Origin of the sequence: Pseudomonas sp. PS01300 (genome assembly GCF_029960155.1) — a bacterium.
In the GTDB taxonomy this organism is placed as follows: Bacteria; Pseudomonadota; Gammaproteobacteria; order Pseudomonadales; family Pseudomonadaceae; genus Aquipseudomonas; species Aquipseudomonas palmensis.
The window spans coordinates 15478-32053 of sequence record NZ_JASCPN010000005.1; the positions used below are offsets into that span (position 1 = coordinate 15478).

The 16576-nt window shown below is 66.0% G+C and carries 7 protein-coding genes; 5 read left to right on the forward strand and 2 right to left on the reverse strand.

Features of this window, described 5'->3' with window-relative positions; genetic code table 11:
• Nucleotides 1-22 precede the first annotated feature (22 nt).
• Complete coding sequence (locus QMX96_RS04260; RefSeq protein ID WP_253086395.1) at nt 23-2239, reverse strand: TonB-dependent siderophore receptor; 2217 nt, start codon at nt 2237-2239, stop codon at nt 23-25.
• A gap of 396 nt (nt 2240-2635) precedes the next feature.
• Between QMX96_RS04260 and QMX96_RS04265 the strand changes: the two genes are divergently transcribed.
• Complete coding sequence (locus QMX96_RS04265; protein WP_282361214.1) at nt 2636-4762, forward strand: methyl-accepting chemotaxis protein; 2127 nt, start codon at nt 2636-2638, stop codon at nt 4760-4762.
• A 198-nt stretch (nt 4763-4960) separates the two neighbouring features.
• A complete protein-coding gene (locus QMX96_RS04270; protein ID WP_282361215.1) occupies nt 4961-6112 on the forward strand; it encodes an aminotransferase class V-fold PLP-dependent enzyme in 1152 nt (383 codons plus the stop codon).
• A 106-nt stretch (nt 6113-6218) separates the two neighbouring features.
• Here QMX96_RS04270 and QMX96_RS04275 read toward each other — a convergent pair whose 3' ends face one another.
• Nucleotides 6219-7598, reverse strand: coding sequence for an amino acid permease (locus QMX96_RS04275; protein WP_043861150.1), 1380 nt, complete (start codon nt 7596-7598; stop codon nt 6219-6221).
• Nucleotides 7599-8129: 531 nt separating this feature from the next.
• Here QMX96_RS04275 and QMX96_RS04280 point away from each other — a divergent pair.
• The 3 genes from QMX96_RS04280 (at nt 8130) to QMX96_RS04290 (ending at nt 16551) form a co-directional block, all read left to right on the forward strand.
• Nucleotides 8130-8534 (forward strand): hypothetical protein, encoded by a 405-nt coding sequence (locus QMX96_RS04280; RefSeq protein ID WP_282361216.1) that lies wholly within the window; start codon nt 8130-8132, stop codon nt 8532-8534.
• A gap of 93 nt (nt 8535-8627) precedes the next feature.
• The gene (locus QMX96_RS04285; protein WP_282361217.1) at nt 8628-15200 is read left to right on the forward strand and encodes an SDR family NAD(P)-dependent oxidoreductase; all 6573 of its coding nucleotides are present in this window, start codon (nt 8628-8630) and stop codon (nt 15198-15200) included.
• A gap of 34 nt (nt 15201-15234) precedes the next feature.
• Nucleotides 15235-16551: an NAD(P)-binding domain-containing protein gene (locus QMX96_RS04290; RefSeq protein ID WP_054915169.1), complete on the forward strand. Its 1317-nt coding sequence runs from the start codon at nt 15235-15237 to the stop codon at nt 16549-16551.
• The last annotated feature ends 25 nt before the right edge of the window (nt 16552-16576 follow it).

Here is a 16576-nt window from a genome sequence, read left to right on the forward strand (position 1 = left end):
GCAGCCTGTAGGCAATGGCGGCTCAGAACGAGATGTTCAGTGCCGCGAACAGCGCCCGGCCCGGCTGGTTGTAGGTGTTGGCGCCCGAACTGCTGGCGTTGCCACCCCGGTGGATCTGCTTGTCGAACACGTTGTTCACGCCAAAGCGCACGTCGTAGTTCTTGGTGATCTTGTAGCCGGTGCTCACATCGACCAGGCCGTAAGCTTCGACGTCCTGCTGGGCATCCAGGTCGTAGTTCTGCTGGGTGCGGTAGTTGTAGGTCGGCGACTTCTGCTTGCCGAAGTAGGTACCGGCGACCTGGAACGACAGCTTGTCGGTGGCACGCCAGTCCAGGGTGCTGTTGACCGTGTACTTGGGAATCACGCTCAGCGGCTCGCCGGTGTCGCGGTTGTCGTTGTTGAGCATCAGGGTGAGGTTGGTGTTCCAGTCCAGCGACGGGGTCAGCTCGACGAAGAAGTTGCCTTCCACCCCTTCCACCAGTGCCTTGCCGGCGTTTTCCCACTGGGTCACGCGGCGACCGCTGTTGATGTCGTAGATCACGTCGGTGCCACCGATGATCTTGTTCTTGTAGTCGTTGCGAAAGTACGTCGCGCTGGTGCGCCAGGTGCCACGGTCGTAGAGCAGGCCGATTTCCTTGTTGACGCTGGTTTCGGGGTCGAGGTTGGGGTTGCCCTGCAGGTAGCAGCCGCCGTTGTTGGTCTGCTGGGTGCTGCAACCGTTGCCCTTGCTGTAGAGCAGGTAGTTGGGGTTGGCCTGGTACAGGTTCGGGGTCTTGTAGGCCCGTGCGATACCGCCCTTGACGGTGAGGTCGTCGGTGAGCTTGTGCGCCACGTTCAGGCTCGGGCTGTAGTTGTCGCCGAACTCTTCGTGGTGATCCAGGCGCAGGCCCGGGGTGATGGTGGTGTCGCCGATCACGATGTTGTCTTCGGCGAACAGGGCGAAGCTCTTGGCCGACATCTTCGAGTCGCTGCGATCGAAGCCTGCGATTTCATTGCCGGCACCACCGCTGGGGTCGAAGCTTTGCGGGCGCAGCGAGCCCTTGTCGTTGAGCACTTCGTACAGGTACTCGCCACCCAGGGTCAGCACATGTTCGCTGCTGTCGAGGCTGAACGGCAGGTTCACTTCGCTGGACAGGCGCGTGTTGCGCAGGCGCGACATGTCGGCACCGGTGTCGTTGATCGAGCCTTCCGGGCCACCGGCCAGGCCTTCGTTGAGGCGCCAGTTGCGCACGTATTCATACGACAGCGACGACTTGGTCGAGCCCCACTGGAAGTCGCCCAGGTGCGTGAGGTCGTAGGTGCTGCGCTGCATTACGTTGGTTTCGTGGCCGTACAGGCTGGAGATGCGCTCCACGTCACCGCCGCCGTTGCTGTTCATGGTGTCGCCGGCGTAGATGTTGCCCTGGCGGCTGTAGCCGCTGCCCAGCTCCAGGCGGTGCTCATCGTTCAGGCGCCAGCTGAGCAGGCCGTTGATGTCCTTGTTGCGCACGCCTTCGCGGCCGGCCACCAGCGCGCTGTTGGCGCTCTTGGCGTTGATGTCCAGGTCATCGGCGTCGGTCTTGGCCAGGCCGCCATACACACGGAACGCCAGGTCGTCGGTGAGGCCGCCGCTGAGGCTGAAGTTGGTGCGCTTGCTGGCGCCTTCGGCGTGGTCTTCGGGCAGCGTGGTGAACAGGCTGACGTTGCCCTGCAGTTCCTGGGTGGGGCGCTTGGTGATGATGTTGACCACCCCGCCCATGGCGCCGGAGCCATAGCGTGCAGCAGCCGGGCCGCGCAGGATCTCGATGCGCTCCACCGCCTCGGCCGGTACCCAGTTGGTTTCGCCACGGGTGTCGCGGTCGCCGTTCCAGCCGTAGCGCACTGCGTTGCGGGCGCTGGAGGGCTTGCCGTCGATCAGGATCAGGGTGTTTTCCGGGCCCATGCCGCGCAGGTCGATCTGGCGGTTGTTGCCGCGCGCGCCGCTGGCGCTGTTGCCGGTGAGGTTGACCCCCGGTTCGCGACGGATGATGTCGGACAGGTCGTTGGCGGGCGGGTGACGCTTGATGTCCTCGGCGGTGATGATCGAAGAGCCCAGTGCCTGCTTGGCTTCCTGCTCGGCGGTGACCATGGTGTTCTGGATCACCAGGGTGTTCTCGCCGTTCTGCTCGTCATCGGCCTGGGCCGAGGTGGCAATCAGGGCCGGCGATGACAGCGCGACAAAGGCCCAGGCCAGGCTGTTGGGGGTACTTCTGGACTGCATTTCACGTCTCCGTCACATCAAGCACAAGGGCAGCCTGCACGGCAGGGCTGCCACAAAGAGACGCCAAATATAATGATTCTCAAATGGGTTTAAATCTTATTTACGAAATTTACATATGGTTCCGCCTGGGCTGATAACCAGTCTGTCTAATTTAATAAACAAACCATCAGTCATCACCCGCGAAAAAACGGAAAAATCGGCAATTTTGCGTTTTATCTGTGAACAACCCGCCTCAAAGTGGAAATATTAATTGACACTTGTCTGTCAATTTTCTTATGGTCCGTGCCTCCTGTATGCCATCACTGCGCCACCCCTGCCGAGCACCGCCCAACGATGCCCACCCGCGATCCAGAGCGGGCCGTTGCTGCTCGACACCGTGAAATCAAGGACCTGATCATGTTGCTGCGTCGCCTGCGAATTCAATGGAAGATCACCTTGCTGGCGGGCCTGTGCCTGCTGGCCGTCGTGGTGGTGCTGATGGTGGCGACACGGGTGCAGTCCTCGCGCAGCGCCACGCTGGTGAGCAGCGCCAGCACCCAGATGCTCGACCAGAACGCGCGCCTGCGCCTGCACACCTACGCGCAGCTGCAGGCGGCGCAGATCCAGCGCTACTTCCAGAGCGCCTACCTGTACGGCAACGGTTTTGCAGACCTGGTGATGTACCTGCGCGCCCAGGGCAATGGCGACCTGCGCCAGGCCCTGACCCGCGAAACCGAACGGGCGCTGGGCAACAACCCCGAACTGCTCGGGCTGTACCTGGTGTTCCTGCCCGATGCGCTGGACGGCAAGGACGCGGCCTTCGTCAACCAGGCCCGCGCGGGCAGCAACGAGGCCGGACGGTTCTCGTTGTACTGGTCGCAGCCCAGCCCCGGCACCCTGGAGCGCGAGGCGATGCCTGAATCGATGCTCGCCGACACCAGCGTGTCGGCCAATGGCTCGGTCTCCAACCGCTGGCTGACCTGCACCCTGGAGAGCGGTGACACCTGCATGGTGGAGCCCTACTTCGACACCGTGGGCGACCGCACCCCGCTGACCACCAGCATCTCCATCCCGCTCAAGCACAACGGCAAGCTGATCGGCGTGCTGGGTGTGGACATCAGCCTGGACAACCTGCAGCTGCTGAGCCTGGAGGGACGCAAGGACCTGTTCGACGGCAACGGGCAGGTGAGCATCGTCAGCGCGACCGGCCTGCTGGCCGGGCACAGCGAGGACAGCGGCCAGTTGAGCAAGCACTTCGAGCAGGTGTTCGGCACCGACTCCAGGGCCCTGGCCGAACAGATGCGTGCCGGCAAGGCGGCCGAATTCAACGACAACGGCCTGCTGCAGGTGAGCCAGTCGTTCGCCCCGGTGCCCGGTGCCCAGCCGTGGAGCGTGCTGCTGGAGGTGCCCGAGCGGGTGCTGCGTGCGCCGGCCGTGGAACTCAACAATCGCCTGGACACCTACAATGCCAGCGCCAACCTCGGCAGCCTGTTGATGGCACTGGTGGCCGCGGTGGTGGGGTTGCTGGTGATCTGGCTGACCGCGCGCGGCGTGACCCGCCCGATACTGGACGTGGCGGCGATGCTCAAGGACATCGCCAGTGGCGAGGGCGACCTGACCCGGCGCCTGGAGTATGCGGGCAAGGACGAGCTGGGTGAGCTGGCGGGCTGGTTCAACCGGTTTCTCGACAAGCTGCAGCCGGTGATTGCCGACGTGAAGGCCTCGGTGCACGACGCACGCGGCACCGCCGATCAGTCGGCGGCACTGGCCAGCCAGACCAGCGCCGGCATGCATCAGCAGTACCGCGAGGTGGACCAGGTGGCGACGGCGTCGCACGAGATGAGCGCGACTGCGCAGGATGTGGCGCGCAACGCCGCGCAGGCCGCCGAGGCTGCACGCGGCGCCGACCATGCCAGCCGCGAAGGCCTGGAGCTTATTGGCGACACCACCCGCGCCATCGAACAACTGGCCGGCGAGATGACCACCAGCATGCAGGAGGTGGAACACCTGGCCACGCGCAGCGAGCAGATCGGCTCGGTGCTGGACGTGATCCGTTCGATTGCCGGGCAGACCAACCTGCTGGCATTGAATGCCGCCATCGAGGCAGCGCGAGCGGGGGAAGCCGGGCGTGGCTTTGCGGTGGTGGCCGATGAAGTGCGCAACCTGGCCAAGCGCACCCAGGACTCGGTGGACGAGATTCGCGTCGATATAGAAGGGTTGCAGCAAGGCACCCGCGAGGTGGTGGAGGCCATGCACAACAGCCACCGCCAGGCGCAGGACAGCGCGGCGCGTGTGGAGCAGGCATTGCCGGCCCTGCAGCGCATTGGCGATGCGGTGGCGGTGATCACCGACATGAACCTGCAGATCGCTTCGGCGGCGGAGGAACAGAGTGCCGTGGCCGAGGAAGTGAACCGCAACGTGGCGAGCATTCGCGACGTGACCGAATCGTTGTCCGGGCAAGCCGAGGAATCGGCGCAGATCAGCCAGACACTCAACCGGCTGGCCAATCATCAGCAGGGGCTGATGGCGATGTTCAGGGTGTGATGCGGTTGGCGAGGCGCAACGGTTTAGGCATGAATACGGTCGGCGGCGCGCTATAACGAAAAAAATACTAACTCTTTGGATTCAAATAGAAGATTTTTTCTACAAACACCAAAAAAACCGAACAACAGTCAAAAATTTTCTCCGTCATCGTCGGTAGGCTACCTACCTGCCCTTCACGTGCACAAAAAGACGATGACCATGCCAGAACTACCGCTGTACCTCGACTACGCCGCCACTACTCCGGTCGATGACCGGGTGATCGAAGCCATGCTGGCCTGCCTCGGCCGCCAGGGCAATTTCGGCAACCCCGCCTCCACTGGCCACAGCTATGGCCAGGCCGCCCGACAGGCCGTGGACCACGCGCGCCAGCAAGTGGCCGACCGGGTTGGCGCTACCGCACACGCCCTTGTATGGACCTCGGGCGCCACCGAGTCCAACAACCTGGCCCTCAAAGGCATTGCCCAGGGCCAGCCTGGGCGCCGTCACCTGATCACCAGTTGCCTGGAGCACAAGGCGGTGATCGACACCGCCCATGAACTGGAGCGCCAGGGCCACACGGTCACCTGGCTCAAGCCCGATGCACAGGGGCTGATCCAGCCCGAGGCCGTGCAGGCGGCCTTGCGCGAGGACACCGCACTGGTGTCGTTGATGTGGGTGAACAACGAACTCGGCACCCTCACCGACATCGCCCGCATCGGCGACATCGTGCGCGAACACGGCGCACTGCTGCACGTGGACGCGGCGCAGGCGGTGGGTAAGGTGGCCATCGACCTGGGCACGCTGGCGGTCGACCTGATGTCGTTTTCGGCGCACAAGGTCTATGGGCCCAAAGGCATCGGTGCGCTCTACGTCGGCCCGCGTGCGCGCCCCGTGCTGCAGGCGCAGATGCATGGCGGCGGGCACGAGGGCGGTATGCGCTCGGGTACGCTGGCCACGCATCAGATTGTGGGCATGGGCGCGGCGTTCGAGCTGGCGGGCGTGCAAGGTGATGCGCAAAGCATGCGCATCGAGCAACTGAGCCAGCGCCTGCGTGAAGGCTTGCTGGCCCTGCCGGGCGTGACCCTGAATGGGTGCGCGCAGCAGCGTGTCCCGCACACCTTGAACCTGTGCATCAGCCGCAGCGGGTTCAACAGCGCGCAGGTGGCCGGCAGCCTGGCGCTGTCGTCGACCTCCGCGTGCAGCTCGGCCACCCAGGCCCCTTCGCATGTGCTGCTGGCACTGGGGCTGGATGCCGGCCAGGCGCTGAGCAGTGTGCGGGTGAGCGTGGGGCGGTATACCGAGATGGCAGATGTGGAGCGGGCAATCGAGGTGTTCAGGGCTGCGCTGCAGGCGCCGGCAGGGTTCTGGTAAAGCGGCCTGCAGGAGCCGGCCTTGCCGGCGATGGTGCGTACAGCCCCCCTGGCCCGGCATGGCCGGGCATCGCCAGCAAGGCTGGCTCCTACACCCTTGCCACGGCTTACTCGGCTTGCACGTAAGCCGCCGGTTTGTCGGCCACCCGATTGCGCTTCACGAAATAGGCCACCACCACCAGCACCGTGGTGGCCGCGATGAACCACAGTTGCAGGCGTGATGCCGGGTCGATGGCCTGGCTGCCGATCACGGCGAGCAGCGCAAGCAGTGCCACGACGTTGGCATAAGGGAAGAACCAGGCGCGGAAGGCCTTGGGGTCGACCGGTTCGTGACGGGTTTTCAGGCGCATGGCCAGGTGGGCAATGATGATGAAGATCCACACGATCATCACGAAGGTGCCGCTGCTCTTGGCCAGGGTCATGAACAGGTCGCCGCCGCTGAGAAAGTGCACGGTCAGAATCGTCAGGCAGATGCACAGGCTGAGCAGCAAGGCATTGAGCGGCACGCCCTTGGCCGTGGTGTGCGAGAACAGCTTGGGCGCATGCCCACGCTGGCTCAGGGAGAACAGCATGCGCGAGTTGGAGAACATGAACGAGTTCATCACCGACATGAACGAGACGAACAGCACGATCTTCATCGCCACCGCCGCGCCACCGAACCCGGCCAGGGTGAACAGCGACACATAGGGCGACGCCAGGTTGGCCTTGTCGGTCCACGGCAGGCACAGGATCAGGATCGACACCGAGCCCACGTAGAACAGCATCACGCGCAGGATCACGCTCTTGATCGCGCGGATCACGTTGCGGCGCGGGTTCTCGGACTCGCCAGCCGCCACGGCGGCGATTTCACTGCCGCCCAGCGAGAAGATCACCACGATCACCCCCGCCATCACCGGCGACAGGCCATTGGGCATGAAGCCGTCGTGCGCGGTCAGGTTCACCAGGCCAGGGGACGGAATGTCGCTGTGCAGGCCGAGCAGAATCGACACGCCCAGCAGCATGAAGATGAGGATGGTGGCGACCTTCAGCGCGGCCAGCCAGTACTCCACTTCGGCGAACGACTTCACCGAGTAGGCGTTGCTCGCCATCAGGGTCACCAACATGATGAACGCGCCCGCCCAGATCGGCAGCCAGGGCAGAAAATCATGCAGGATGGCGCCCAGCAGCACGGCCTCCAGGGTGATCGTCATCATCGACTTGAACCAGTACAGCCAGCCGACGGTAAAGCCGGCCCACTCGCCCAGGTACATGTTGGCGTAGGTGGAGAACGACCCCGCATCGGGGGTGCGGCAGGCCATCTCGCCAAGCATGAACATCACCAGGGTGACCACGATGCCGCCGATGAAATACGACAGGATCGCGGCGGGGCCGGCCGACGCGATCAGCGAGCCGGAGCCCATGAAAAGCCCGGCCCCGATCACGCCCCCCAGCGCGATCATGGTGATGTGACGTTGCTTCAGGCTCTGCTTGAGACTGTTGGATTGCATTTCCTTTACCTCTCTTATTATTGGGAGAAGACGGCAACGTTCTGCAGCGAGATGACGCGTCACGCTTGCAGAAGGCCGCTCCTCACGCAGGCATCGTCATGTGCCTGCGCCGCACGCTTCAGCCTTTTTCAGGCAATGGCTATCAGGGTGGCACCTTGGACGGCAAGGCCGGCCACCTCAAGCGATTTCTGCGCACAACATCCTGCATTTTTTTCCTGAGGGGCTGCAGCGGGTTTGTGGTAGGCGGCGAGCGAGTGGGCCCTGACGGTCATGTGCCGGCAGGGCTCGCAACTATCGGATAAATAAAACTTTATTCACCCGGTTATTACTTGATAACTTCACCTGCCGTGAAGCGGTTGATAACGTTTTAAGTCTCGCGCCCTAAGTAGTACGACTCTCGACCCGGCTCCCCTTCTTTGGTATTCCCCCACCGCGGCTTGCTTGACACACAAGTACCGCCCTCGCAATGCTTGCCCCCAGCAAAACCCCACGATGAATAACAACAATAACAATTGAACAAGGAGTTCGCCGATGCTTGGCTACTATGCGCAATACAGTAGTGTGTACATCACCATCCTGATGATCGTGACCACGCTGTTCTTCGCCCTGCCGATCTTCATTGCGCCACTCACCTGGGCGCGCCTGATGCAATGGACCATCCCGGAACATACCCACCTGGCCATCTATTTCGGCCGCTGCCTGGGCGCGTTCATTCTGGTGGTTGAAGTGGCCATGTTGCGCTCGGCCACCACCGGCACCAGTTTCAGTTATGCCTTCGACATACTCTTCGTGGTATTCACCCTGATGTTTGTGGTGCATGTCTATGGCGCGATAAAACGTATTCAGCCTATTACCGAAACACTGGAAATCGGCTTCTGGATGATTCTGTTCGTATTGAACATGCTGTTCTACCCCACCACCAGCATTACCCTTTAATACCTGACCCAGCCACTTGAAGGCTGACGCCACCGCGGCGTCGGCCTCTGTGTGCCTGCCCGTCGTCTGCCAACTTTTATTCAGGAATTGAAGATGCTCGATACCGAGGAAGCCCGTTCGCACGCCGCCTTGATGGATCTGGTGCGTCAACTGCTGGAGCAGGCGACCGGTGTCGAGGCCCACACCCTGTACAACGATGCGCCCTTCCACGAAATCGGCCTCACGTCGCTGGCCATCCTGAATTTCAACGAGCTGATCCAGCCCCTCTTCGCCGACCTGAACAAGACCCTGCTGTTCGACTGCCGCTGCATCCGCGACGTTGCCACGCACCTGCTGCGCGAGCATCCGCAGGCCAGCGCCAGCTACCTGCAGGGCCGCCCGCCCAACCCGCCCCCACCAGCCGCAGGCGTCGAGGCCTGGCCCTCGATTGCCCCCCTGGCGCCGTGCAACGAGGAGCCCGCTGGCGATATCGCCATTGTCGGCCTGCATGGCCGCTTCCCCGGTGCCGACGACCTGGATGCGCTGTGGCGCAACCTGCTGGCGGGTGTCGACTCGGTGAGCGAGATACCCGCCGAGCGCTGGCCGCTGGACGGTTTTTTCGCCGCGGGCAGCGACGCCCGCAGCAGCGGCCTGAGCTATGCCAAATGGGGCGGTTTTCTACCCGATATCGATCGGTTCGATGCGCAGTTCTTCGCCATCGCCCCGCGTGAAGCCGCCTGCCTCGACCCGCAGGAGCGGCTGTTTCTCGAATGCGCCTGGCATGCCCTGGAAGACAGCGGCCACCTGGGCGAGCGCGGCCAGTTGCTGCGCGGCGCCCAGGGTGCGCTGGATGTCGGCGTGTTCGTCGGGATCACCAGCAACACCTACCCCCTGCTCGGCCCTGCCCTGTGGCAGGCCGGGCAACCGGCGATCCCCAGTGGCCTGCCGTGGTCGGTGGCCAACCGGGTGTCGTTCGCCCTAGACTTGTGCGGGCCGAGCCTGGCCATCGACACCGCCTGCTCGTCATCGCTCACGGCATTGCACAGCGCCATCGACAGCCTGCGCAAGGGCGAGTGCCGGGCAGCGCTGGTGGGTGCGGTCAACCTCTACACCCACCCCGCCAAGTACGTGCAGTTGTGCCAGCAGCACATGCTCTCGCCCACCGGACGTTGCCATGCGTTCGGCAGCGAGGCGGACGGTTTCGTGCCCGGTGAAGGGGTTGCGGCCGTGGTGCTCAAGCCGCTCGAGGTGGCCCGGCGCGACGGCGACCGGATACTGGCAGTGATCAAGGGCAGTGCGATCAACCACAGCGGGCGCACCAACGGCTACACCGTGCCCAGCGCCGGTGCCCAGGCCGCGCTGATCGAGCGGGCGCTGGCCGATGCCAGGGTACCGGCCGCCAGCATCAGCTACATCGAAGCCCACGGCACCGGCACGCGCCTGGGCGACCCCATCGAGTTGCAAGGGCTCAGGCAGGCACTGGGCGGGCAACACTCGGCGACCTGCCATGTCGGCTCGATCAAGGCCAATTTCGGCCACCTTGAAGCGGCCGCCGGCATGGCCGGGCTGAGCAAGGTGGTGCTCCAGTTGCAGCACCGGCGCCTGGCGCCGTCGCTGCATGCCAGGGTGCTGAACCCCGACGCCGGGTTCGAGCACAGCCACCTGCAGATCGTGCGTGACACGCGCGATTGGACCAGCGACAACGGCCCGCGCCGCGCCGGCATCAGCTCGTTCGGCGCTGGCGGCGCCAATGCCCATGTGATTGTCGAACAGGCCCCCGAACCCACACCGTCGAGCGCCAGCACGGGCCCGGCGGTGTACCCGCTGTCGGCGCGCAGCCAAGCGCAAGTGCGCGAACAGGCCACCGCCCTGCTGGCCTGGTTGCAACGCCACCCCGACGCATCGGCCAACCAGCTCGCCTACACCCTGCAATGCTGCCGCCCGGCGTTCGACCATCGCTTCGCGCTGGTAGCTGCCGACTTGACGCAGTTGCAGGCTGGCCTGGAGCGCTTCGTGCAATCGATGCCGGGGGGCTATCAGGGCCGGCTGCTGCACGGCACACCAACGCGCGAGCTGAGCGCCAGCGCCCCCGATGAACTGGCAGCGGCCTGGGTAGACGGCACGCTCGCCCGCTGGGGCCGCTTCTGGCCGCAGCCGCCCAGCCCACTGGCCGCGCCGCTCTACCCCTTTGCCAGGGACCGCTACTGGGTGCCGCGTGTGGCGTCGGCCGCGCCCCACGCCAGCACCCAGCTGCACCTGGATGCCGGCCAGTTCTTTCTGCGCGACCATGTGGTGCAGGGCCAGCCGGTGCTGCCCGCCGCCGCCTACATCGACTTGTGCTGCAACCAGGCGCGCCGCCACGGCCTGGACCTGCCGCTGACCCTGCACAAGCTGACCTGGGCCAGCCCGATCCGCGTCGAGCCCGGCCAGCAGCGCAGCATCGAATGCCGCAGCGAGCGCACCCACGACGGTGTGCGCCTGGCGTTCCAGCCGCTGCCGGCCAGTGACCCCACCCCGAGCTTTCGTGGCGAGTGCCGCGCCGTGCAGGTGCCCGCCGACAGCCTGCCAAGCCTGGCGCAGGTGCGCAGCGAGTGCACCCGGCCGCTGGCCCTCGACGCGCTGTACCCCACCCTCGAGCGCCTGGGCATCGCCTACGGCCCCACCCTGCGCTGCATTGCCGGCGCGTGGCTGGGCGAGCAACAGGCGCTTACCGAACTGCACTGGCGCCCCGAGCAGCGCCAGGGCGAACCGCTGAGCACGCTGGACCCGGCGTTGCTCGATGCGGTGCTGCAAAGCGCCTTCGTCACCGCCGCCCAGGGCAATGCACAGATCGACACCACCTTCGTGCCCTACGCCTGCCAGGCCCTGCACGGCTACCGGCCCTTGACCGAGCGCTGCTTCGTGCACGTGCGCCCGCGTGCTGCCCAGGGCAGCCAGATGCGCCTGTACGACTTCCGGGTGTTCGATGCAGACGGCCAGGTGCTGATGGACATCGAGGCCTTTGCCTTTCGCGAGTACCGCGTCGACCCCGAGCATGCCGTGCATCTGCTCGAACCCTACTGGCAGCACCAGCCCGCCGCCCCGGCCGCGCCCGGGCCGATGCCCACCACACTGCTGCTGTGCGACGACCCGCAAGCCTTCGCCCAGTTACCCGCGCAACTGCGTGACGCCGCCTGGCGACTGGTACCCGCGCAGCAGTTCCACTACACCTCACCACGCACCGTCGAGGCCGACCTGGGCGATGCGCACCACATCGACCTGTTGCTGCGCCTGCTGACCAGCCAGCAGCAGGTACCCGCACGCCTGCTGATCGACCTGCGCAGCACCGGCAGCCAGGACGCCGGCCTGGGCGAAGGGCTGGACGCCGCCCTGGCCACCGCAGACCTGCTGCGCCACCTGTGCCAGGGCCAGAGCACCCCCGCGCTGCATACCCGGATCGTGCTGCACCCCGGCCCTGTCAGTGCCCTTGAAGGGCTGCTGCGCTCGGTGGTGCAGGAGATTCCCAGCCTGAGCGCCAACCTGATCGAAACCAGCCACCAGCCCGGCAGCGCAGAGCGTGAAGCGCTGGCGCACGAACTGCTTGCGGCTGCGCAGCCCGGTGTCAACCGGGTATCGCTGTGCGAAGGGCAACGCCGCGTGGCGAGCCTGCGCTTTGTCACCCCGGGTGCCGGCACAGCGCCGACGCAACTGAGCGCCGGCGATGTGCTGGTGATCAGCGGCGGGCTGGGGGCCGTCGGCCGTGCACTGGGTGAAGCGCTGGCGAGCCTCGGCGGCCTGCGCCTGGCCGTGCTGGGCCGTCGCGCCCTCGATGCAGACGCTGCCCGATGGCTGGAGCGCCTCACGCACCTGGGCGCCGACGATGCCGCCTACTGGCAGGCCGACTGCGCCGATGCCGACTCGTTGCACGCTGCCCTGGCCAGCATTCGCCAGCGCTACGGCGCCTGCCACGGGGTGATTCACTGCGCCGGGGTTCTGCAGGACGGGTTCTTCCTGCGGCAACCTGCCCAGGAGCGCGCCAGCGTACTCCAGGGCAAGACCCTGGCCGCCCGCCATCTGGATGCAGCCACCGCCGATGACCCGCTGAAACTGTTCATGGTGTGCTCGTCGCTGGCCGGGGTGTACGGCAATGTCGGGCAGAGCGCCTACGCGCTGGCCAACGCCTGGCTCGACCGCTTCGTGCAGGCCCGCCAGCAGCGCTGTGCCAGCGGCCAGCGCCAGGGCCGCTCGCTGTCGATTGCCTGGCCACTGTGGCAGACCGACAACGGCATGCAGGCCCCGGCGCCGGTGCGCCAATGGCTGGCTCGCCATGGCCTGGCCCTGTTGCCGAGCGATCAGGGGGTGGCCACGTTCCTGCGCTGCCTCGCCTTGGCGCAAGCGGTGTTGATCCCGGTGTGCGGCAAGCGCGACGCGGTTGCTCGGTTGTTCGGCATCGAGGCGCCGCCTGTGCAGGTCGCGCCGCAGGCGCCCAGCGACGCGCCCTGCCTGCTCGACTACCTCACCCGTCAACTGGCCGAGGTGACGGCCACGCCGCTGGACAAGGTCGACCCCGACACCTCGCTGGAGGTATTCGGCCTGGACTCGATCCTGGTGATGGAACTCAACGGCCGGCTTGAACAGCACTTCCCCACCCTGTCGAAGACCGTGCTGTTCGAAGTGCGCAGCCTGCGCGAGCTGGCCGCCCTGCTCGGCAACGAGCACCCGGCCGAAGTCGCCCGGCTGGCACCGGGCCCCGTGGTGGTCGAGCCGCCAGCACCCGCGCTGTCGGTGGTCACGCAGGGCACTGCCGACACCCAACGCCAGGACATCGCGATCATCGGCCTGGCCGGGCGCTACCCGGGCGCACGCGATGCCCAGGCGCTGTGGCAGCACCTGGCGGCCGGCGATGACCTGATCAGCGAAGTGACCTCGCGCTGGGAGCAACCGGGCGGCGACGACCAGCTGTATGCGCGCTGGGGCGGCCTGGTGGATGATTTCGACTGCTTCGACCCGCTGTTCTTCGGCATCTCGCCGCGCGACGCCGAGCGCATGGACCCGCAGGAGCGCCTGTTTCTGCAAACCGCCTGGCATGCCGTGGAAGACGCCGGCTATACCCCGCAGAGCCTGTGCGGGCCGCGCCAGCCGGGCGTCGAGCGACGCCGCGTGGGGGTGGTCGCGGGGGTGATGTACGGCGAGTACCAGTTCTATGGTGCGTCGAGCTGGCCCGCGCGGCCGGCGACCCTGACCAACTCCTCGTATGCCTCGATCGCCAACCGCGTGTCGTTCTGCCTGGACCTGGAAGGCCCCTCGTTCGCCGTCGACAGCATGTGTTCGTCGTCGCTCACCAGCCTGCACCTGGCCTGCGACCTGATTCGCAGCGGCAGTTGCGAGCTGGCCCTGGCCGGCGGGGTGAACCTGTCGCTGCACCCGTACAAGTACCGCATGCTGTGCGAGCTGAACTTCGCCTCCACCCAGGGCCAGTGCCGCAGCTTCGGCGCCGGCGGCGACGGCTACGTGCCGGGTGAAGGCGTGGGCGTGGTGCTGCTCAAGCCGCTGGCCCAGGCCCTGCGCGACGGCGACCACGTGTACGGGGTGATCCGTGGCAGCGAGCTCAACCATGGCGGGCGCACCTCGGGCTATACCGTGCCCAACGCCGAATCGCAGGCCCAGGTGATCGGCCGCGCCCTGCAGCGCTCGGGCCTGCCCGCCGCCAGGCTGGGCTATATCGAGGCCCACGGCACCGGCACCAGCCTGGGCGACCCGATCGAGATCCGTGGCCTGGGCAAGGCCCTGGCCGCCCAGGTACCCAGCGAGTGGCGCTGCCCCATCGGCTCGATCAAGGCCAATATCGGCCACCTGGAATCGGCCGCCGGCATGGCCGCGTTGACCAAGGTGCTGCTGCAGTTCAAGCACCGGCAACTGGCGCCGTCCATCCATGCCCAGCCGCTGAACCCGAACATCGATTTCAGCAACACGCCCTTCGTGGTGCAGCAGCGCCTGGCCGACTGGCCGGACCCTGCAGATGGCCTGCCACGGGTGGCCGCCATCAGTTCGTTCGGGGCCGGCGGCGCCAATGCCCATGTGCTGATCGAGGACGCCCCGCTGCAAGCGCCACCCGCGCCCACCGGCCCCCAGGCCTTTGTATTCAGCGCGCACAGCGCCGGGCAACTGCGCAGCTACCTGCAGCGCTTTGTCGACTGCCTGGAGCATGAACACGCCCTGGCACCGCAGCACCCCGAGCACTACCTGGGCCTGCGCTGCTTCACCACGCGGGATGTCGCCAGCACCCTGCTGCACGGGCGCCAGGCGTTCGAGCAAGCACGGTTGGCCGTGGTGGCCGACGACTTCGATGCGCTGCGCCGGCAGTTGAGCGAATGGTTGATGAACCCGCCGGGCGACGACGCACGGGTGCTGCTCAGTGGCCCGGCCCCTGCGCCCGAGTGTGCGGCCCTGGCCCGCACCTGGCTCGATGCGCACCTGCCCGCGACACCGCCAGCGGCGACCCAGGCGTGGCGAAAGGTGCCGCTGCCCGGCTATGAATTCTTGCGTCGTCGCTACTGGATCAGTACGCCGCCCACAGTGAGCAGCCCACCGCTGCCGGCGCCACCGCACGCTGCGCCCGCGGTGACGCCACAAGACATTCTCGACCGCCTGGCCCGCCGGGAAATCAGCCAGCAACAGGCCCGCGACCTGCTGCGTTCGATGCTCTGAATTCGCCTGTTTCCACCTTCAAGGGAGTGATGCAATGCAGCAGCCGACTATCGCCATCATCGGCGCCGGGGCCAGTGGCCTGGGCGTGGCAAAGGCCCTCGGCGAAGTGGGCCTGGCCTTCGAGATCATCGAGGCCACCGCGCGTTTCGGCGGCAACTGGCAGCCCGACGGCCCGGCCTCGAAAATGTATGAAGCGGTGCACCTGATCAGCTCCAAGCGCAACACCCAGTTCGCCGACTTCCCGATGCCCGAGCACTACCCGGACTACCCGCGGCACACCCAGGTGTTCGACTACCTGACGCAACTGGCCGAGCATTGCCAGCTGCAGCAGCACACCCGCTTCAACACCCGCGTCACCCACATGGACAAGACCGCCGACGGCTGGCTGCTGAGCTTCGACGACGGGCGCCAGGCCCGCTACGAGGCGGTGGTGGTATGCAACGGCCTGCTCGGCACGCCTAAGGTGCCGCAGTATCCCGGCACCTTCAGCGGGCAGGCCCTGCATGCCAGCGCGTACCGCAGCTCGGCACAGTTTCGCGGCAAGCGCGTGCTGGTGGTGGGTGGCGGCAACTCCGGTTGCGACATTGCCGTGGACGCCGCGCAAACCGCCAGCCTGGCGCTGCACTCGACCCGGCGCGGCTACCACTACATGCCCAAGTTCATCGATGGCCAGCCGACCCAGGAATGGCTGATGGACCAGGCGCCGAAATTTGCCGACGAGGACGAATACTGGGCGCACGTGGAGCGCAGCTTCAAGTTCGCCGGCTACGACGGGCGCGACTATGGCCTGCCCGCACCGGACCACGGCATTCGCGAATGCCACCCCATTCTCAACTCGCAGATTCTCTACTACATCGGCCATGGCGATGTGCAGGCCAAGCCCGACATCAGCCATTTCGACGGCCAGCAGGTGCACTTTTGCGACGCCAGCGTAGCCACCATCGACCTGATCGTATGGGCCACCGGCTACGGCATCGACCTGCCGTTTCTGCCGCTGCAGACCTTCGACTGGCAGCGCGATTTCGACTCGCTGTTTTTGCGCATGCTGCCGGCCGAGCACGACGACCTGGTGTTCGTCGGCTACCTCAACACGCCGTCGGGCATCGGCAACCTGGCCAACATGACCGGGCGCTTCGTGGCCGCCTACCTGCAGGCCCGTGCCTTGCGCAGCCCGGCCTGGCACACCGTGCAGCAGATCAAGCGCCAGCCGCAGCTGCTCGACCTGGGCCAGCAGCGCTTCATGCAGACCCAGCGCCACGCCCACGAAGTGGACCTGTGGAAGTTCATCCGGGCCGTGAACTTTCTGACCGCGCGGCTGCAGCCCTCGCCACCCTTGGCGCGTAGCGCCTGACCATCGACGACACGCCGGGGAACCG